Here is a 19,106-nt window from a genome sequence, read left to right on the forward strand (position 1 = left end):
GAATATCCTGATCAATGGATCTTGCCTGTTTGGCCGTGTTTACGGGGAATTTTCCCAAAAGGGAAGGCCAACGCAGGTGGCCCCTTTATTCACGGAAGGTAAAGCGGAGTTCTATTCCCTTCCGCATATCGTCTCAAAACGGCGGGATAGAGCTTGTGTTCTTCCGCCAGAACTCGCGCGGCAAGGCTAGCTGCATCGTCTCCCGGCAAAACGGGCACCCGTACCTGCCCCAGAACGGGTCCACCATCGAGTTCCGCCGTCACCTCATGCACCGAACAGCCCGCTTCAGCATCCCCCGCTTCGATTGCGCGCTGGTGGGTGTGGAGCCCTTTGTATTTCGGTAAAAGCGACGGGTGGATATTTAGGCAACGCCCAGCCCAATGGCCAGTAAATCCTTCGGTCAGGATCCGCATGAACCCGGCGAGGCATATGATGTCGGGCGAATGCGCTTCAAGCACTTCGTTGAGGGCCGCTTCAAACCCAGCCCGATCACCTGTGAAGTTTCGATGGTCCACGATTGCAGTGGATATGCCCAATGCTTCGGCTTTGGCCAGCCCACCCGCAGCGGGCACGTTCGACAGCACAAGGCATGGGCGCGCCGGGTGATCCCCGGTCATGGAGTTTACCAGCGTCACCATGTTTGAGCCGCCCCCTGAAATCAGGATGGCGACCCGTTTCTTCGCGCCTGCGTTCACAGAAGCGAACCCAGGTATTTAACGCCGTCACCAGCCTGAATACGGCCAAGTTGGCTGACATTTTCGCCCGCAGCGGTCAGAAGGTCCGTGATCTTCTGGGCCTCTTTGCCATCGACCACCAACACCATGCCCTGACCGGAGTTGAAGGTCTTGAGCAATTCCGCCTCGTCCATGTTGCCGGTTTCGGCAAGCCATTTAAACACTGGCGGCAGATCCCAGGCATCCAGGTCAACCAGCGCGCCAAGCCCTTCTGGCAGAACGCGCGGCAGGTTTTCGGTCAAGCCGCCACCGGTGATATGGGCCAGCGCGTGTACGCCGCCAGATTTGATCGCTTCCAGAACCTGCGTGACATAAAGTCGGGTCGGGGCCAACAGAGCCTCTCCCAGTGTGATATCCGCATCCCATGGGCAGTCTGCATCCCAGCCAAGGCCAGAGACTTCGACCAGTTTACGCACCAGAGAGTAACCGTTGGAATGCACACCATCCGATGCAAGCCCCAGAAGAACGTCACCGTCGCGCACGCCACGCGGAAGAACTTCTCCACGCTCCAGCGCACCAACCGAGAAGCCCGCCAGATCAAAATCACCATCGTCATACATGCCTGGCATTTCAGCGGTTTCACCACCAATCAGCGCGCAACGTGACAGCTCACACCCTTTGGCGATCCCTTCGATGATCCGCGCCGCCTTGTCGGTTTCCAAACGACCGGTCGCAAAATAATCCAGGAAAAACAGAGGTTCTGCACCCTGACACACAAGGTCATTCACACACATGGCCACAAGGTCGATACCGATTGTGTCGACATTTCCGGTATCAATCGCGATCCGCAGTTTGGTACCCACACCATCCGTGGCCGAAACCAGAACCGGATCTTTAAACCCGGCACCCTTGAGATCAAAAAGCGCGCCGAACCCACCCAGACCGGCCATCACGCCGGGACGGTTGGTTCGTTTCGCTGCCGGTTTGATCCGTTCGACCAGTGCATTACCTGCGTCAATATCCACACCCGCATCCGCGTAGGTGATACCTTTGGAGTTGCCTGTCGTCTGATCGCTCATCTCGTCCCCCAGTGTGAGAAGCCATGTTTTTCAGGGACGCGATATCTTACATGAGAGAAAGAGTCTACGGCCAGCTTGACGCGGGCTGAAAGTTTGATACTCAGGGGCCAAGGTGGGCCTGTAGCTCAACGGTTAGAGCAGAGCGCTCATAACGCTTTGGTTGGGGGTTCAAATCCCTCCGGGCCTACCAATTTCCCCTGCCCCAAATCGTACCAAGCGAAGTCAGCACGTTTGGAGCAAGAAAAGTTTTCAGCTGGCGTAATTAGAGCCTTCGTCATCCAGAATGGCCTTGAGTTCCTCCAGATGCCGGGTGGCTTGATCCGGGTAGTCCTCTAACTCTTGCGCAGTTTTTTCCGCAATGGCTTCCGACAAAACTCGTAAGGGTTGACCAGTTTGCAGCGCTTTGATGTAGGTTTCAACCGCACGTTCGAAATAATAAAGCCGGTTGAATGTGTCCGCCACACTATCGCCGATGACCAGAACCCCATGATTGCCCATGATCATTGTCTTTATCTTCGGATCGGAGAGCATCCTGGCAAAGCGCGTTCCCTCTTCTTCAAATGCCAATCCACCAAAACCATCATCGATCACATATCGGTTATAGAAGGTCGCGGTGTTTTGATCGATCGGAGGAAGCGTGCTGTCTGCAAGCGAGGCAAGAACCGTCGCGTGGATGGAATGCACATGCATCACGCACCGCGCGTGCGGGCACAGCCGGTGGATCGACCCATGCAGCCCCCATGCGGTGGGATCGGGCGCATCTGGGCGCGCCATCGTGGCTGGGTCATTCGCATCCAGTAAAAGCAGGTCAGATGCTTTGATCCGGGCGAAATGACGTTGATTTGGGTTCATCAGAAATTGCGAGCCATCTTCGTTCACTGCTAGAGAGAAGTGGTTCGCGACTGCTTCATGTAGGTTCAACCTTTCAGTCCAGCGAAAGGCTGCGGCCATGTCGACGCGTTCCTGCCAGTGCTCCATATTAGCTTGCGTGGAAACTGCCTGTTGGTTCATTCAATCCTCCGTTTTTCTCACGATAAAAGGAAAATTCCCGGGTAAACTTGTTCAAAATCACCATTGGGGATGCAAATGCGACAGGATTAACAGGGATCCGGCGTGACCTATCTTGGCAACACAAGTTCAATTTTTAGCCCACCAAAATCTTCGCTTTCCCCAAGCCGAATATGACCACCATGGCTGCGCGCAATATCACTGGCGATGGCAAGCCCCAGCCCGACACCGGACCCTTTATTCTGGTTACGAGCGGCATCCAGGCGGGCAAATGGCTTCAGGGCTTCGCCGCGCATTTTGGCCGGAATACCGGGGCCATCATCCTCAACGACAAATCGCAAATCTCCACGCCCTGTCAAAACAGACAAACGCACCTGATCACCATATCGCAGCGCATTGCCCACCAGATTGTCCAAAGCCCTCTCAATTGAAGCAGGGCGCATTCGCATCGTTCCCTCCGCCTCCAGTTCACCGGTCTTCACTCGACTTTCCGTGCGGTTGAACTTGGCGATCACCCGACGAGCGACCGCATTTGGATCTTCAGTTTCCGTCTGATCCGATTCAGCATCTGAACGCGCAAATGACAGGAAACTATCCACAAGCTGAGACATATCTTCGACATCACGTTCAAGTTCTGTCCGGTCTTTTTCCTCCAGCATGGACAGCGAGAGCTTCATGCGGGTCAGAGGTGTGCGCAAATCGTGACTGACCCCTGACAGCATCATTGTACGCTGTTCAATCTGTCGCTCAATCCTCGCTCGCATATCCAGAAACGCCTTGCCAGCGGCCCTGACTTCTGTGGCCCCCGACAATCGATACGGCACCACCTGCCCTTTCCCGAAAGCCTCGGCCGCCCGGGCCAGACGGCGAATTGGACGAAGTTGATTGCGCAGAAACAAATAGGCGATCACGGTCATCAAGAACCCGGTCGCGGCCATCAGCACAAGCAGTTGATGAGGATTTGTGGCAGACACGCGCGCTCGATCAAAACTGATCCGCATGTGACCGTGCCGGGTATCGAACCCCAGCACCACTTTCGCCTGAACAGTTTCAAAATCCACAGCACTCAGGTTTACCAACCCTTCGCGCAACACACGTTCAACAACACGTGCGGTAAAATCGGTAATGGCCCTGTCGCTCTTTACCGGATCTGACGGCAGAGCAATCTGCAACGCCAACGGAACACCAAGAGGAGAAATTGCGGCCCGAGCGGCCACCGGGTTGGGCGCATCGTTCACCTGTTGCAAAAGATACGCCATCTCGACCACCACCGCGCTGGTCATCTGGACCGTGATTCTGTTGAAGTGGCGTTGGATGAACACCACTGAGACCACCAGTTGTATTGTCACGATGGGAACGATCAGGATAAGCGCCGCACGACCGTAAAGACCTCGTGGCATGTAGTTTTTGAGCCATTTAAACATGGGCTGACCCTATAGGGTTTCCAACTGACCTGAAAACCCAAGATTGCACGGTTCGCAAAAGACATTTGGTTGGCTAAGACGCCGCGTCCAACTTGCAAAGCCCGATATCCAGCGATTTTATGCTGGTCAAAGGAAAGGGATATCCATGCGAAATGCTCCCCCCAAGGCTTCTCAGCCTCTCGATGTGCGTCCCGAGGTCGGGGTTGCTATGACCATGGAGCCGGGTGTTCGTCGTGTCCTGGCCCCTAACCCATCACCAATGACCTATTGGGGCACCAATACCTACATTCTTGGTGAAGGGGATGTCGCCATCGTTGATCCCGGACCGCTGAATCGAACCCATATGATGGCCATTCTTGAAGGGCTGGAGGTTGGGGAACGCATATCTCACATCCTTGTCACCCACGCTCATGTTGATCATTCTCCTCTCGCTCGACCGTTGTCGGATGAAACAGGCGCACCGGTTCTGGCTTTTGGCGACGCGCTTGCCGGGCGCAGCAACGTTATGAAAGACTTGGTCGCCGCTGGAATGAGCAGTGGTGGCGAAGGCGTGGATGCCGGATTTCAGCCGGACGAGAATTTGAACGATGGTGAAGAATTGCATATCGGCGGTATGGAGATCAAAACCATCTGGACCCCGGGTCATTTTGCCAATCATGTCTGTTTCGCAACCAATGATGCAGTCCTGACCGGAGATCACGTGATGGGCTGGGCGAGTTCTCTTGTCTCTCCACCCGATGGTGATCTGACGGCCTTCATGTCATCTTGCGAAACACTTCGCCGTCGCGATGATCGGATCTACTATCCCGGTCACGGGGCGGCAATTGAGGATCCCGCCACTAGAATCAATTGGTTGATATCGCACCGTAAATCCCGCGAGGCAGATATCATCAAAGCGCTGTCTGACAATAATCCCAAATCCGTGGCTTCGCTGACTCGACAGATCTACACCGATACCCCTGAGGCCCTGCTACCAGCCGCAGAACGCAATGTTTTTGCGCATCTCATCGATCTTACCGACCGCAATCGCGTCTTGGTGCGCCCGTATATCTCGATAGAGGCAGAATTTTTACTAATCTGAGAATTTTCCCGAATTCTCCTCTTGCAGCGCAATTTCGACAAAGCTATACAGCGCCTCAGTTCCGGCGTAGCTCAGCGGTAGAGCAGTTGACTGTTAATCAATTGGTCGTAGGTTCGATCCCTACCGCCGGAGCCAAATTCATAATGATTTCAGTCACTTGAATCGGGCATTAAGTCTGCTAGACTGATGACCGTTCTGGCAGTATCACTGCACGCGCAATTGATATTGCAGATTACTATGCCACTTAACAGCGAAGCATTTGTCATTTTTCACATACGCGAAATATGCAAATCGTTTTTTTGGGTGCAAAATTGCATCGCCCGAGATGTTTTGGCACTTGCCGTTTGGCAACCAATTCACTGTTAGAAATTACTCTGTAGTAAGTCTGGCCCAAGTTGGCCAAAACATATCTGACGAACAAAATTAGACCGGTCACGCTGTTCGCTATCTCAAGGGAGAAATCCGATGAAACCCGTAATGATTTCCTGCTGTCCAATTGATGATCAGAAACCGGGCACCTCCGGACTTCGCAAGAAAACCCGTGTTTTTATGCAGCCCGGCTATCTCGAGAATTTTGTCCAGTCGGTTTTCAATGCCATTGGTGGTGCCGAAGGAAAGACATTTGTGGTTGGGGGGGATGGCCGTTTCTTCAATGCACAGGCAATTCAGACCATTCTAAAAATGGCAGCTGCCAATGGCGCAGCAAAGATCATTGTTGGGCAAAACGGTCTGCTCTCAACACCTTCTGCATCCCATTTGATCCGCCTGAACAAGACCGATGGCGGGTTGATCCTGTCAGCAAGCCACAATCCCGGCGGACCCGACGAAGATTTTGGGGTGAAATTCAACACCTCCAATGGCGGTCCCGCAGCCGAACAGGTTACCGATGCGATCTATGAACAGACCCGTGAACTTAGCCGCTATTTTATCCTGCCCGCAGGCGATGTTGACCTTTCGCAAACGGGTCAAAAACTCATGGGCGACATGAAAATCGAGGTTATAGACCCGGTGGTCGATTACCTCGCTCTGATGGAAACATTATTTGATTTCGACAAAATCCGCGCATTGTTTGCATCAGGTTTCACCATACGTTTCGACGCGATGCATGCAGTGACTGGACCCTACGCCAAAGCGGTCCTTGAGGAAACGCTGGGCGCGCCTGCAGGAAGCGTTCTGAACCCAATACCGCTCGAAGATTTTGGCGGTGGCCATCCGGACCCGAACCCAACCTGGGCCAGGACGTTGATGGATCTGATGATGTCAGACAAAGCGCCAGATTTTGGCGCTGCCTCTGACGGGGATGGTGATCGGAATATGGTGGTCGGGAAAGGTATCTATGTTACCCCGTCTGACAGCCTCGCAGTCTTGGCCGCCAACGCACATTTGGCACCAGGTTATAAGGCCGGGCTGACCGGAGTGGCGCGATCAATGCCCACCAGCACCGCAAGTGATCGGGTCGCCGCCAAGCTGGGTATCGAGTGCTTTGAAACACCAACCGGATGGAAATTCTTTGGCAATCTTCTGGACGCCGACAGAGCCACAATCTGCGGCGAAGAAAGCGCGGGCACCGGATCAAATCATGTCCGTGAAAAAGATGGTTTATGGGCGGTATTGTTGTGGTTGAACATTCTAGCCGAACGCGGTCAGTCCGTCGAAGAAATCATGCTTGAGCACTGGCAAACTTATGGGCGCGACTATTACTCACGACATGATTATGAAGCTGTCCCCTCCGATGCCGCGGCTGACCTGATCAGCGCGCTTCGCGACCGACTGCCTAACCTTCCCGGTCACTCGTTTCAGGGGATGAACGTATCCAATGCGGACGAGTTCTCTTACAGCGATCCGATTGATGGGTCGATCAGCAAAAACCAAGGTCTGCGCATCATATTTAAAGGGGGTGCACGCGCTGTTCTTCGTCTGTCCGGAACTGGGACAGAAGGTGCCACGTTGCGAATTTATCTGGAACAATACGCACCTCCGGACACAGATTTAACGATGAACACACAAGATGCTTTGGGAGCCGTAAAGAGAGCGATTGCGGACATAAGCCAATTGGAAAGTTTCGTCGGAAGAAGCGAGCCTGATGTGGTGACCTGAACGCCACATGACTTGTCAGATGTAGAGGCAAGGCTATAGCGACCCATTTCGTCGTCAAGGTCGCGCGTCCAATCCACTTGTAATCCAGGCTCTATCACAACCAGAGAATGCGCAACTGTCCGGCTCGACAAACATCAGCACCAGCTTTGCCACCCATTACCCAAAATTCGACAATCCATTCGTTCGGTGTGTGAAAATCACGCATAGGCTTGTCGCCGAAAAATCCAAGTTGAACGCGCGCGCCCCTCTTCACCCAAACCACTCTGAAATTCACTTCAAAGAAATTTAATTGCTTCGCTATGGCACCCCAACTAGCCTTGATGACACTTCAAAAGCGTCCCAAACCTAAGAGGATGCTCCAATAATTCCACTCCCGGGAGAAAATATGACCAAATTTATGAAAAGTGTGAAAGGCATGGCGGCGATCGTCGTAATGTCTACCGCTACTACTGCCTATGCAGATTGTGGTGAAGTGTCGATTACCGAAATGAACTGGGCATCGTCACAGATCATCACCGAAGTTTCCAAATTCCTACTGGAACAAGGGTATGGCTGCACAGTTGAAAAAGTACCATCCGCAACCACCACTTCAATAGCGTCGCTAGCCGAGAACGGCGAACCCGACATTGTGACCGAACTTTGGCTTAACTCATCTGGTGATGTTTTCGCGAAGCTCGAAGCAGATGGCAAAATCGAACGGATGGCCGATGTGCTGGATCCCGGCGGTGTAGAAGGCTGGTGGATCCCCAATTATCTGATTGAAGCGCATCCTGAACTGGCAACCATCGAAGGCGTCATGGCCAACCCCGAATTGGTCGGTGGACGGTTCAACAACTGTCCCGACGGTTGGGGCTGCCGGATTGTGAATGACAATATCATCACAGCACTGGGATTGCGCGACAGTTTGGAAGTCTTTGACCATGGTTCGGGTGAGACGCTGGGCACCTCGATTGCTTCGGCGTATGAGAACAAGGAACCTTGGTTCGGCTATTACTGGGCACCGACGGCTGTCTTGGGCAAGTACCCGATGACAAAGGTTAAAATTGGTGAAATCGACGCAGATATTCATCTCGAAAACTCGAACCAGGATATCTCGAATCCTCGCGTATCCGATTTCCCGCCAGCTCCTGTTCTGACAATCGCCACCACCTCTTTGACAGAGCGTGAAGCAGATGCGGCCTCATTGATGCGCAATGTCAGCTTTGACATCAACATCCTGAACAGTGTTCTGGCATGGCAAGACGAAAACAGCGCCTCGGCTGAAGAAGCTGCCGTGTATTTCCTGACCAACCATTCCGACGTCTGGTCGACATGGATCAACGATGACGCCAAAGGCAAATTGTCGGCATTCATCAAGTAATCCGGTCAGTTGATTCAATCAAAACAATCCCTGGTGCCGCGCGGTTCTATAACGCGCGGCCCGTTTCAGTGGGATCACTTCAAAGCCTGGCAAGACGCAAAGTCCTGCCCTGCGCTTTGACGAGAGGTAACTAAATATGGCGACTTATGACTTTCTATTCGACGGGCTAGGCCTTCGCGAATGGTGTGACTCGGAAAAAGCCGGCGAGGCTCCGCTCTCAATGGCAGACCTGTTGGCCCAAGCCGGCGGTGGAGAAGAGGTTTCAGCATGGGCGTTGCCATTCCCCTCACTGGATGCGCTAAACGACTCCTGTGCCCAGGTCGCGCAATCGCGTGATTTGACCAAAGGAGTCGAAAACCTGTTCTTGGCGGTAAAAGACGCGCTTCGTGTGGTTCTGGATCCGCTGACCCAACCGCTAAGCTGGTTGTTGGATGGAACATTGTCGCTGTTTGAAGCCACACCCTGGTGGATTATGTTCCCGATCCTGATGCTGGTTGTTTACCTGTCGTCCAAGTCAATGCGGCTGGTGGCTTTTGTCACCGCATGCCTGTCGTTTCTGGCCTTTGTCGATCTTTATCAGCATGCCGTACAAACGCTGGGAATTATCTTTGTCTGTGCGGTTCTATGTGTGCTCTTTGGGGTGCCAATCGGCATTGCCATGTCTCGCAGTGACAGGCTGCAGCGGTTGATGATTCCAATTCTGGACATGCTGCAAACCCTGCCCCCGTTTGTATATTTGATCCCTCTGATCTTCCTGTTCTCAGTAACCGAACCCAAGCTCTACGGCATCGCGATCATCCTCTATGCGATTGTCCCGGTGATCCGTCTGACCGATCTGGGGATCCGGCTGGTGGACAAGGATGTGATCGAAGCTGCGGACAGTTTCGGGATGACCGACAAACAGAAGCTCTTTAATGTCCAGATCCCTCTTGCTCTTCCCAACATCATGGCGGGCGTGAACCAGACCATCATGATGAGCCTCGCAATGGTGGTGATTGCATCCCTCGTCTCTGCACCGGGTCTGGGCGTGCTTGTCTTGCGTGGCATTCGTAATCTCGAACTTGGTGTCGGCCTGGTCTCGGGGCTGGGCATCGTCCTTCTCGCGATCATCCTTGATCGCGTAACAAAGGCCGCCCTACACCGCGTCAACGCCGCGCAGAAACACTGAGTGAGAGCAGATAGATGTCCAATAAAATCAAAATCTCGATCCGCAACCTCTACAAGATTTTCGGCGCCAAGCCGGAAATGGCTTTGCAGCATGTGCTTGCAGGCACCAGCAAAGCCGACCTTCTCAAGGAACACGGCCATGTGCTTGGCCTGAAGGATATCAATATTGATATGCGAGAGGGTGAAATCACCGTTATCATGGGGCTTTCCGGATCAGGCAAATCGACCCTGATCCGTCATCTAAATCGCTTGATCGAACCCACATCGGGTAAGGTTGAAGTCGATGGCGAAGACGTTGTGGTCTATGGAGAAGAAGAGCTTCGCAGTCTCCGTCGGCAATCCATGTCGATGGTGTTTCAGAACTTCGCTCTCCTGCCCCATCGAACTGTGGCGGAAAACGCGGGTACGACACTGAGTGTACGTGGTGTGCCGAAAAAGGAATACCTTCCCGAAGCGCTGAAATGGCTAGATCGGGTGGGATTGCATGGCTTCGGTGATCATTACCCCCACCAGCTGTCTGGCGGAATGCAGCAACGTGTGGGGATCGCGCGTGCACTGACGTCCAATTCACCAATCATGTTGATGGACGAAGCATTTTCGGCTCTTGATCCGCTGATCCGAACCGACATGCAGGATTTGCTTTTGGAATTGCAGACCGAATTGCACAAGACCATCGTTTTCATCACCCATGACCTTGATGAAGCACTGAAACTGGCCGACCACCTGGTCATTCTGAAAGATGGATATGTGGTGCAACAGGGAGAACCACAGCACATCCTTCTGAATCCGAACGATCCATACATTGAAGATTTCGTCAGTGACATCAACCGGGCCCGCGTCTTGCGTGTACGCTCAATCATGACCCCATTGAACGGACAAGACTTGCCGGCCGATGCGCATGGCGAAGTTGACTATGATGATACGTTGGAAAGCATGATCGCGAAATCCGGTGGGGATACATCGCATTCCTATATCGTCATGCGCGATGGAAATGCTGTCGGTACGTTGGAGATGACAAGTCTTGTCAGAGCTCTGGTTCCCCGTGTTGCGTCAGAGGCCGGGGCCCGGCAGTACTAGCAACTGAGACGGATAGGTTGCTTCGACGGATAAGTCGCTTCTGCGCCCATCCTCAAAATCAAAAATTAGGCAACAAATTCCAAGGCTCACAGCCTTGGAACCCAATCATAGACGAGAAAACCTCGCGTTAATGAGGCACTAAGTGACAGAAAATATGTAGGGGTTTTCTAATACGGCGTGTCTCATTTAGAGCGTCAGGTGCTTTCTTTCGCACCAGCGACAAGATGCAGCATGAGCTCGGAAATTGAGTTACACCCCATATGGGTGGCGGAGGAGGTGGGATTCGAACCCACGGTAGACTTTCACCTACGTCGGTTTTCAAGACCGGTGCATTCAACCACTCTGCCACTCCTCCGACGAGAGGAGACATAACGATGTCGATTTGATTCTGAAACCCCTGTTTCTTGCCAAAAGCTTGCCAGTTCTTGCTCATGCAACACAGCGGGGCACCACAAGACTTTTCACATCCCCGACAAGCCGCTAGTATAACCGCAATTGGGCAGAAACTGCCGACAGGCAAAAGAGTTTAGGGGCAAGACATGGTGAAAAAGACCACTATGAAAGTGGCGCTGATCCTGACAGGTGCGGTTGCGCTTGCAGGATGTAATGGCACCGACCTTCCGGGTTTTCTTAAGAAAAACGATGGAACACCTTCGGAACCGGTCGCAGGAGAGACCACCACCCACTCTGTTGAACGCGATGTTGAGGCACCTGAGGTCTTTCAGATGTCGGAAACAGGTCTGTGGGATGGCCGTCCAAGCCTTGGCGGCGTCTGGGTGGCTCATGCCGATGCAGAAGATCCTGAGCGTGTGATCATTCGCAATGAAAGCAATGGCAAGTTTGTCATTGGCGCCTTGTTCCGACGTGAACGAGACGTCCCTGGTCCGCGCTTCCAGGTTTCATCCGATGCAGCTGAAGCGCTTGGAATGCTAGCTGGCAGCCCCGTTGATCTGTCGGTGACTGCCTTGCGGAAGGAAATCGTTACACCGGAACCTATCGTCGAAGAGGTCGAGACGCCAGTACCTGCCCCTGACGAGATTAGCGAAACCGAGCTGGATGATCCTATCGCTGCGGCCTCTGCAGCACTGGATCGCGCTGAAGGCGTCGCGGACGCGACAGTGGCCGCAGCCCCCCCTCCGCCTGCTCCCAAGCCAGTTGCAGCTGCGCCCAAACCTGTTGCCAGCGGACTTGCCAAACCCTATATCCAGATCGGAATATTCAACGTTGAAACCAATGCCGGGAATACCGCCGAAGCGTTGAAACGTGCAGGCATGTTGCCGACCATTAAACCCGGCACCTCAAGCGAAAAGAAATTCTGGCGCGTCATCGTCGGGCCAACCACAAACAAATCCGAACGTTCCGCGATCCTGAAAAAGATCCGTGATCTTGGGTTTACCGACGCCTATTTCGTGACCAACTGATATGATGGATTGCAAGATGTTTCTTCGCCTCCTCTCCCCGCTGATCCTGATTGTCGTGCTGGCGCTTGGCGCCCTTCCCGCACGCGCTTTCGATACGCGCGCAGCCTCTGCCTACGTGCTCGACGTAACCACCGGCACTGTGTTGATGGAAAAAAATGCAGATGTGGCCCTGCCCCCCGCCTCCATGTCCAAACTGATGACAGTGAACTTGCTGTTTGAAGCATTGGCCGACGGGCGGGTGACAATGTCGACCCCTTTTGCGGTCTCTGAAAGAGCCAAGAATATGGGAGGCTCGACAATGTTCCTCAACACGCAGGACCGCCCGACCGTCGAAGACCTTTTGCAAGGCATCATCGTACAATCAGGCAACGATGCCTGTGTCGTGGTGGCCGAAGGGCTTGGTGGCACCGAAGAAGCGTTTGCCCGCATGATGACAGAACGTGCAAAAGACCTCGGCATGGAAAATTCCAGCTTTGGAAACTCGTCAGGTTGGCCCGACCCTCGTCAACGCATGTCGATGAAAGATTTGGCCATTCTCACCAACCACATCATCACTGATTTTCCGCAATATTACCCTTATTTCAGTCAGACCGAATATCACTATAAGGGACGCGCGCCAGACAATCGGTTCAATCGCAACCCCCTGCTGAACCTCGGGATTGGAGCGGATGGACTGAAAACCGGCCATACGCAAGAGGCTGGATATGGTCTTGTTGGTTCGGCCCGACAGGGAAATCGACGTGTCATATTTGTTGTCTCTGGCATGAACTCTGAAAAGGAACGCGCGGAAGAAGCGGAAGCAATCGTAAACTGGGCCTTTCGCCAATTTTCCATGAAGACGCCGGTCAAAGCCGGAGAGCGTGTGACGGAAATCCCGGTCTGGCTTGGGGAGAACGACTCGGTTGGATTGACTGTAGAAAAGGATGTTGCACTTTTGGTATCTGCTCTCGGACGCGGGGCGCTGAATGCCGAAGTAAAATGGATCGGCCCCGTTGAAGCCCCTATCACAGCTGGTCAACAACTTGCCGAAATGGTTGTCAAACGCCCTGATCTTCCCGATCAGATCATCCCCCTTGTTGCCGCCGAAGACGTGGCTTCAGGTGGGATTGGCAAACGTATGGGAGTGGCGGCTCAAAAGATGCTGGGCAAAGTCTTGGGACAAGACAGTGCTCTGGCAACTTTTTTAAATTGACGGACCAGGATCATGACTGAATCCAATGGGGTTGGGCTGTTCATCAGTTTTGAAGGCATAGACGGTTCGGGTAAGTCCACTCAGGCTCGGTTGTTGGCAGATCATCTCCGTGCAATGGGGCACGACGTTGTTCTCACGCGCGAACCTGGTGGAAGCCCAGGTGCAGAGGAAATCCGGGCACTGGTTTTACAGGGTGATCCTGACCGATGGTCGGCGGAAACTGAACTCTTGTTATTCACAGCAGCACGTCGCGACCATCTCGAGCGTTTGATCCGTCCGGCATTGGCCGAAGGCAAGATTGTGATCACCGACCGGTTTGCCGACAGCTCTCGGATCTATCAGGGTACGCGATCAGGTGATCTTCGTGACACTGTCGACAAGCTGCACGAACTGATGATCGGGCAAGAACCCGATCTGACCTTCCTTATCGACATGGATCCCGAAACCGGTCTGGCCCGCGCAAAAGGCCGCGGAGGAGACGAGGAACGGTTCGAAGATTTTGGGGCAGATCTGCAAAAGCTGATGCGTAAAGGGTTTTTGGCACTCGCAGAACGCGCTCCGGATCGTTTCCGCGTGATCGACGGCGGGCGGGACATGGTAACGGTTGCATCCGAAGTGGCCAAACTGGCAGAAGACGCCCTGACATGAGCAACATCGAAGAGATCCCGGAACCCGATCGCATTGAGGGCGTGCCCCACCCTCGTGATGCAGCGCGACTGATTGGGCAAAACGAAGCCGAAAGCCGGTTTCTCGACGCGTTCAACTCGGATCGTCTGCATCATGGTTGGTTGATCACCGGACCACGCGGCGTGGGAAAAGCCACTCTGGCCTGGCGCATCGCGCGGTTCCTGTTGGCCACGCCACCCGATGACGGTGGCATGTTCGCGGCCCCTGCCCCGGAAAACATGGATATTTCCCCGGACAATCCGATCGCGCGCCGGGTAAATGCTCTGTCGGAACCCGGCCTCTTTCTGCTGCGCCGCCCGTGGGACGAAAAACTCAAGCGTCTTAAACAAGACATCACAGTCGACGAGGTGCGCAAGCTCAAGAGCTTCTTTGCACTCAGCTCCGCCGGGGGTGGGCGTCGTGTCGTGATCGTGGATGCGGCGGATGAAATGAACAGTTCAGCCGCCAATGCCCTTCTCAAAGTGCTTGAGGAGCCACCCGCAAATGTTGTGATACTGCTTATCAGTCACCAGCCCTCACGCCTGCTGCCCACAATCCGCTCTCGCTGTCGTGAGCTGCGTCTTTCCCCTCTGTCACCGGACGCTCTTTCACAGATCATGGGGGATCTGGACGAATATCCGTCTGAGCAAGATCTACGGGCCCTTGGTGAGTTGGCTGGGGGATCCGTAGGAGAAGCACTTCGGGTTCTGAACAACAACGGGCTTGAGATTTATCAGGAGCTCGTAAGGGTCTTTCAATCCTCACCGAATTATGACCGTCCCCGTGCGTTAAAGCTGGCGGATGGTTGCGTGGGCAAAGCCAATGCTGAAAAATTTGACCTGACCCTCCGTCTGATCGACCTTTTCATTGCTCGCATCGCACGTATCGGCGCAGGCGTGCCGCCTGAGTTTCCGGCTGCCGAGGGAGAGTTGGATGTGATCCGACGCCTCGCCCCTCACGCCCCCGCTGCCCGTGGCTGGGCACAGCTTCAACAGGAATTGTCTGCGCGTGCCGGACACGGTCGATCAGTCAACCTTGACCCCGCGGCGCTGATCCTTGATATGGTTTTCAAGATCAATGAAACAGCGGCCCGGATGGCTGCGTGAAAAGGCGCAAGATGAGCACCCCTGACAGCCCGGTTCCAACCATAACCGACAGCCACTGCCATTTGGACTTTCCGGATTTCAACGGTGAGTTGGACGAAATCATAACCCGTGCCCAACGCGCAGGCGTGACCCGCATGGTCACCATCTGCACCAAGATGAAGAACCTTCCGCAAGTGCATGAAATCGTGAACAACTATGCGCCTGTGTTCTTTGCTGCGGCGACCCATCCGATGTCAGCTGCCGATGAACCATTGGTCACGGTCGAGGAACTTGTTGCCTTGGCTGAACACCCGAAATTTGTCGGTATCGGCGAAACGGGACTGGATTATCACTACACCGCAGATACGAAAGCTGTTCAGCAGAAAAGCCTGCGCGTTCATATCGAGGCAGCCCGCCAGACCGGGTTGCCCCTGATCATCCATTCGCGTGATGCCGATGACGACATGGCAAAGATTCTGACCGAAGAACATGAACAAGGCGCATTTGAGTGTGTCATGCATTGCTTCAGCTCAGGGCCGGATCTTGCGAAAACTGCGCTTGAACTTGGATTTTATCTGTCCATGTCCGGAATTGCTGCATTCCCGCGCAGCCAAGAAGTGCGGGACATTTTTGCCGATGCTCCATTTGATCGAATTCTAGTGGAAACCGATGCGCCTTATCTTGCGCCACCGCCCAAGCGCGGCAAACGCAATGAGCCGGCTTACACCGTGCATACCGCCAAGGTTGGCGCAGAGCTGTACGGCATGAGTTACGAGGCGTTTGCCGCTCAGACCCAGGATAATTTTGACCGCCTATTCACCAAGGTGGCTGCCTATGAGGTGAATGCCTGATGGACCAGATCACGTTCACCATCCTCGGCTGCGGATCATCCGGCGGCGTTCCCCGGATTGGGGGGCATTGGGGGGATTGTGATCCGAATAACCCAAAGAATATCAGATCACGCTGCTCGGCTCTTGTAACGCGCACTTCAAATGATGGAAGTGTTACGCGCGTATTGATCGACACCACACCGGATATGCGCCACCAGCTGTTGTCAGCGGGAGTGGGCGAACTGGACGCTGTCGTTTACACCCACAGCCACGCAGATCATATGCACGGGATCGACGATCTTCGCATGATTGTCTACAACATGCGTCGTCGTTTACCCGTCTGGGCCGATGGTGATACGCAAAATGCGCTGATGTCGCGTTTTGGCTATGCGTTTGTGCAGCCGGAAGGGTCAAGCTACCCGCCTATTCTCGATCTTCACACCATAAAAGACGAAGTGGTGATTGACGGTGAAGGTGGTCCCATCCACCTCACTCCATTCGAAGTGGCCCACGGTTCAATCGACTCATTGGGGTTCAGAATTGGAAATCTCGCATATCTTCCGGATGTGAGCGAAATTCCCGAAACCGCCCTGCCCCATCTCGAAGGGCTGGACCATTTTGTGATCGATGCTCTTCGCCGTTCGCCACATCCGACCCACTTCCATCTTGATCAGTCGCTGGAGTGGATTGAGCGCGTTGGAACCAAACGGGGCATCCTGACAAACATGCATATCGACCTTGACCATGCCACGGTCGAGGCCGAAACACCCGAGCATGTCAGTGTGGCCTATGATGGCATGATCATCGAAATCGAGATTTGATATGAGCGCCCTTCTTGAGGTCATCCTGCCGGTCTTTCTGGTCATCGGCATCGGATACCTCGCCACATGGGGTAAAATCATCGGTGTCGAAGCGGTTGAGGGGCTGATGTATTTCGCCACCAATCTTGCGGTGCCCATCCTCTTGTTTTTGGCGATTTCCCGACTTGATCTCGAAGCAAACTTTGATCCGAAACTTCTTGTCAGTTTTTACACAGGCGCAGTCAGTGGCTTCTTTGCAGGGCTTTTAGGAGCGCGGTTTCTATTTGGGCGCCCATGGCCAGATTCTGTAGCGATTGGATTTGCCACGCTGTTTTCCAATTCTTTGTTGCTTGGCCTTCCCATTACAGAACGCGCATTTGGTGCCGACGCGCTAGCCGGAAACTATGCAATTATCTCTATTCATGCACCGACGTGCTATGTGATCGGCGTCATGGCGATGGAGATTGCCAGGGCACAGGGGCGCGGATTACTGGCAGCCTTTACGGGTTTTGTGCGCTCCATGCTCCGAAATTCCCTCGTAATCGCTATTACGCTGGGATTTGCAGTCAATCTGGGTGGCATTCCGTTGCCCGGTGTTGTGACAGATGCGTTTTCACTAATCGCCAAGGCCGCGATCCCGGCTGCTCTCTTTGGGCTTGGGGGAGTTCTCTATCGATACAAGCCGGAAGGAGACGTAAAAACTGTGCTCTATATTTGCGCGGTGTCTCTGTTGCTGCATCCAGCAATCACCTGGGGGATCGGACGCGCATTGGCGCTTGATGAAACAGCATTTCGATCAGCGATCATAACTTCGGCCATGGCCCCTGGTGTCAACGCCTATGTATTCGCCAACCTGTATGGAGTCGCGAAACGGGTGGCAGCAACTGCAGTTCTGGTGGCCACGACCCTGTCGATCTTAACCGCCTGGGCCTGGCTTGCGTTGCTGACATAAACACCTGCCCCAATTTCAACGCACTTTACCCCTCAACCCGTGCGCAATGAATTCGGGCAGTTCACTAAGCAATCTCCCGCAGCGGTCGCGCAAGTTGGCCCGCAATCCTGGTTTTTGGTTGAGGAACTCGAGGGCGCATCGCTCTATCCGCGTTGCCTGCGCAAGCTCTGGTCTGGTCAGCATTACGATACCCGGCATGACCGGGCTGTCCGGTGTAATCGCTGTCAAATAACTCATGGATATTCTCTGGCTGTCATTTTTGAACCCCACCATGACAACCCCATCCACCTGTGACATAAAAAATCCCCTGATCTCACCTTTTTTCTTCGAGGTGTATTGACCAAGAACCTTATCATTCCGTCGATCAGGTACAGCACGGAACACCGTCGCCCCTCCCATATCAAAAATACGGATTGTATAACTATTTACCCAATCGGAATGGAGAGATGATCTTTGCCAATATCGATGAATACCCAACGGAATCGGAACACTCAGATTTAATCGGTCTTGCCTACCAAAGATAAAATTTCGAAACGGGCTATCTGACATCCAACGTTCCGAACTTTGATCTTCGTTGCCCATAGGGCCTTTCAGCGGCTCCAATAAGATACGTGCGTCAACTTTAAAATGACGACAAATCTTATGCAGAACATCAGGTCTTGGGTTGGCTTGTCCAGAAAGATATCGGTTGAACTGTGTTCGGTTGACGCCGATTTCCTGACAGATCCGGGTTACCGAGCTCGACGAGCTTTCAACCAGCTTCGTCAGGTTCAAAGAGAAGACCTCATAAATCTCACGCGGACTGATCTGTGCTTTTTTATGCGACACGAAGTTTCTTGGAGCCTTTCATTAAACATTTACGGGAAACCAAGAAAAACTACAGACTAAATTCGATCAGCACAACGATCTGTGATTGCAAAAAAAGCAAGCCATTCAACCTTTTAACATATTAGTTGGCTTTTTGCAAAACATGCTGCACTCAATCATTATCTGTCAAATACAATTTAAATTACTGTTTTTATTCATAAGATTACACCCTCTACTTAATAAACTTTGGAGTATGGCTACCCACTAAATATTGCCAAAAAAGCCCTCTTTCATTCGGTTTGCTACAATTTTTCTTGCCGGATGGCTCTCCTGAATCTATTGTCGACCATACGGTCGGTTTTGTGAACGCTGAAAGCACTTAACCG

General features: G+C 53.3%; 17 protein-coding genes and 3 tRNA genes. 14 read left to right on the forward strand and 6 right to left on the reverse strand.

Annotation, left to right across the window (positions count from 1 at the left end; all coding sequences use genetic code 11):
* Positions 1–89: 89 nt before the first annotated feature.
* The gene (purN, locus tag O2N63_RS12760) at positions 90–695 is read right to left on the reverse strand and encodes a phosphoribosylglycinamide formyltransferase (protein ID WP_271054661.1); all 606 of its coding nucleotides are present in this window, start codon (positions 693–695) and stop codon (positions 90–92) included.
* Positions 692–1,753, reverse strand: coding sequence for a phosphoribosylformylglycinamidine cyclo-ligase (gene purM / locus O2N63_RS12765; protein ID WP_271054662.1), 1,062 nt, complete (start codon positions 1,751–1,753; stop codon positions 692–694). The genes purN and purM overlap by 4 nt, the downstream gene beginning before the upstream one ends.
* Positions 1,754–1,867: 114 nt before the next feature.
* On the opposite strand from purM, the gene O2N63_RS12770 reads away from it, so the two are divergent.
* Positions 1,868–1,943, forward strand: a tRNA-Ile gene (locus O2N63_RS12770).
* Between the two features lie 59 nt (positions 1,944–2,002).
* On the opposite strand, the gene O2N63_RS12775 is transcribed toward O2N63_RS12770, so the two are convergent.
* Together O2N63_RS12775 and O2N63_RS12780 are read right to left on the reverse strand one after the other, a co-directional pair.
* On the reverse strand, positions 2,003–2,764 hold the full coding sequence (locus O2N63_RS12775; RefSeq protein WP_271054663.1) for a class II aldolase and adducin N-terminal domain-containing protein: 762 nt from the start codon (positions 2,762–2,764) through the stop codon (positions 2,003–2,005).
* Between the two features lie 107 nt (positions 2,765–2,871).
* On the reverse strand, positions 2,872–4,185 hold the full coding sequence (locus tag O2N63_RS12780; protein WP_271054664.1) for an ATP-binding protein: 1,314 nt from the start codon (positions 4,183–4,185) through the stop codon (positions 2,872–2,874).
* A gap of 145 nt (positions 4,186–4,330) precedes the next feature.
* Between O2N63_RS12780 and O2N63_RS12785 the strand changes: the two genes are divergently transcribed.
* From O2N63_RS12785 to O2N63_RS12810, 6 genes are all read left to right on the forward strand, one after another.
* On the forward strand, positions 4,331–5,266 hold the full coding sequence (locus O2N63_RS12785) for an MBL fold metallo-hydrolase (protein WP_271054665.1): 936 nt from the start codon (positions 4,331–4,333) through the stop codon (positions 5,264–5,266).
* A gap of 60 nt (positions 5,267–5,326) precedes the next feature.
* Positions 5,327–5,401: transfer RNA gene (locus O2N63_RS12790), tRNA-Asn, on the forward strand.
* Between the two features lie 330 nt (positions 5,402–5,731).
* Positions 5,732–7,363 (forward strand): alpha-D-glucose phosphate-specific phosphoglucomutase, encoded by a 1,632-nt coding sequence (locus tag O2N63_RS12795; protein ID WP_271054666.1) that lies wholly within the window; start codon positions 5,732–5,734, stop codon positions 7,361–7,363.
* 385 nt (positions 7,364–7,748) lie between these two features.
* Positions 7,749–8,723 (forward strand): ABC transporter substrate-binding protein, encoded by a 975-nt coding sequence (locus tag O2N63_RS12800; RefSeq protein WP_271054667.1) that lies wholly within the window; start codon positions 7,749–7,751, stop codon positions 8,721–8,723.
* Positions 8,724–8,859: 136 nt separating this feature from the next.
* Positions 8,860–9,891: an ABC transporter permease gene (locus O2N63_RS12805; protein ID WP_271054668.1), complete on the forward strand. Its 1,032-nt coding sequence runs from the start codon at positions 8,860–8,862 to the stop codon at positions 9,889–9,891.
* 14 nt (positions 9,892–9,905) lie between these two features.
* Positions 9,906–10,967 (forward strand): quaternary amine ABC transporter ATP-binding protein, encoded by a 1,062-nt coding sequence (locus tag O2N63_RS12810; RefSeq protein ID WP_271054669.1) that lies wholly within the window; start codon positions 9,906–9,908, stop codon positions 10,965–10,967.
* Between the two features lie 265 nt (positions 10,968–11,232).
* On the opposite strand, the gene O2N63_RS12815 is transcribed toward O2N63_RS12810, so the two are convergent.
* Positions 11,233–11,322 (reverse strand) — tRNA-Ser (locus O2N63_RS12815).
* A gap of 184 nt (positions 11,323–11,506) precedes the next feature.
* On the opposite strand from O2N63_RS12815, the gene O2N63_RS12820 reads away from it, so the two are divergent.
* From O2N63_RS12820 to O2N63_RS12850, 7 genes are read left to right on the forward strand one after another with little or no spacing between them, the layout of a single operon-like run.
* On the forward strand, positions 11,507–12,388 hold the full coding sequence (locus O2N63_RS12820) for an SPOR domain-containing protein (protein ID WP_271054670.1): 882 nt from the start codon (positions 11,507–11,509) through the stop codon (positions 12,386–12,388).
* A gap of 16 nt (positions 12,389–12,404) precedes the next feature.
* Positions 12,405–13,580, forward strand: a complete 1,176-nt coding sequence (locus O2N63_RS12825; RefSeq protein WP_271054671.1) for a D-alanyl-D-alanine carboxypeptidase family protein — start codon at positions 12,405–12,407, stop codon at positions 13,578–13,580.
* A 12-nt stretch (positions 13,581–13,592) separates the two neighbouring features.
* Positions 13,593–14,228 carry a dTMP kinase gene (gene tmk / locus O2N63_RS12830; protein ID WP_271054672.1) on the forward strand — a complete coding sequence of 212 codons (636 nt, stop codon included), beginning with the start codon at positions 13,593–13,595 and terminating at the stop codon, positions 14,226–14,228.
* A complete protein-coding gene (locus tag O2N63_RS12835) occupies positions 14,225–15,352 on the forward strand; it encodes a DNA polymerase III subunit delta' (RefSeq protein ID WP_271054673.1) in 1,128 nt (375 codons plus the stop codon). Before tmk ends, O2N63_RS12835 begins: the two co-directional genes overlap by 4 nt.
* 11 nt (positions 15,353–15,363) lie before the next feature.
* A complete protein-coding gene (locus tag O2N63_RS12840; RefSeq protein WP_271054674.1) occupies positions 15,364–16,182 on the forward strand; it encodes a TatD family hydrolase in 819 nt (272 codons plus the stop codon).
* Positions 16,182–16,982 carry an MBL fold metallo-hydrolase gene (locus O2N63_RS12845; protein WP_271054675.1) on the forward strand — a complete coding sequence of 267 codons (801 nt, stop codon included), beginning with the start codon at positions 16,182–16,184 and terminating at the stop codon, positions 16,980–16,982. The genes O2N63_RS12840 and O2N63_RS12845 overlap by 1 nt, the downstream gene beginning before the upstream one ends.
* Before the next feature lies 1 nt (position 16,983).
* Entirely contained in the window at positions 16,984–17,913 is a 930-nt protein-coding gene (locus tag O2N63_RS12850) for an AEC family transporter (protein ID WP_271054676.1), read from the forward strand.
* A gap of 15 nt (positions 17,914–17,928) precedes the next feature.
* Here O2N63_RS12850 and O2N63_RS12855 read toward each other — a convergent pair whose 3' ends face one another.
* Positions 17,929–18,741: a helix-turn-helix domain-containing protein gene (locus O2N63_RS12855; protein WP_271054677.1), complete on the reverse strand. Its 813-nt coding sequence runs from the start codon at positions 18,739–18,741 to the stop codon at positions 17,929–17,931.
* Positions 18,742–19,106: the final 365 nt, after the last annotated feature.

It is taken from the genome of Aliiroseovarius salicola (genome assembly GCF_027891095.1).
Classification (GTDB): Bacteria; Pseudomonadota; Alphaproteobacteria; order Rhodobacterales; family Rhodobacteraceae; genus Aliiroseovarius; species Aliiroseovarius salicola.

Bases quoted from the DNA above. Each gene is read 5' to 3' on its own strand.
- tmk (WP_271054672.1), top strand. From the start codon at position 13,593: ATGACTGAATCCAATGGGGTTGGGCTGTTCATCAGTTTTGAAGGCATA.
- O2N63_RS12795 (WP_271054666.1), top strand. From the start codon at position 5,732: ATGAAACCCGTAATGATTTCCTGCTGTCCAATTGATGATCAGAAACCG.
- O2N63_RS12825 (WP_271054671.1), top strand. From the start codon at position 12,405: ATGTTTCTTCGCCTCCTCTCCCCGCTGATCCTGATTGTCGTGCTGGCG.
- O2N63_RS12845 (WP_271054675.1), top strand. From the start codon at position 16,182: ATGGACCAGATCACGTTCACCATCCTCGGCTGCGGATCATCCGGCGGC.
- O2N63_RS12850 (WP_271054676.1), top strand. From the start codon at position 16,984: ATGAGCGCCCTTCTTGAGGTCATCCTGCCGGTCTTTCTGGTCATCGGC.
- O2N63_RS12775 (WP_271054663.1), bottom strand. From the start codon at position 2,764: ATGAACCAACAGGCAGTTTCCACGCAAGCTAATATGGAGCACTGGCAG.
- O2N63_RS12810 (WP_271054669.1), top strand. From the start codon at position 9,906: ATGTCCAATAAAATCAAAATCTCGATCCGCAACCTCTACAAGATTTTC.
- O2N63_RS12800 (WP_271054667.1), top strand. From the start codon at position 7,749: ATGACCAAATTTATGAAAAGTGTGAAAGGCATGGCGGCGATCGTCGTA.
- O2N63_RS12780 (WP_271054664.1), bottom strand. From the start codon at position 4,185: ATGTTTAAATGGCTCAAAAACTACATGCCACGAGGTCTTTACGGTCGT.
- purM (WP_271054662.1), bottom strand. From the start codon at position 1,753: ATGAGCGATCAGACGACAGGCAACTCCAAAGGTATCACCTACGCGGAT.
- O2N63_RS12805 (WP_271054668.1), top strand. From the start codon at position 8,860: ATGGCGACTTATGACTTTCTATTCGACGGGCTAGGCCTTCGCGAATGG.
- O2N63_RS12835 (WP_271054673.1), top strand. From the start codon at position 14,225: ATGAGCAACATCGAAGAGATCCCGGAACCCGATCGCATTGAGGGCGTG.
- O2N63_RS12840 (WP_271054674.1), top strand. From the start codon at position 15,364: ATGAGCACCCCTGACAGCCCGGTTCCAACCATAACCGACAGCCACTGC.
- O2N63_RS12820 (WP_271054670.1), top strand. From the start codon at position 11,507: ATGGTGAAAAAGACCACTATGAAAGTGGCGCTGATCCTGACAGGTGCG.
- O2N63_RS12785 (WP_271054665.1), top strand. From the start codon at position 4,331: ATGCGAAATGCTCCCCCCAAGGCTTCTCAGCCTCTCGATGTGCGTCCC.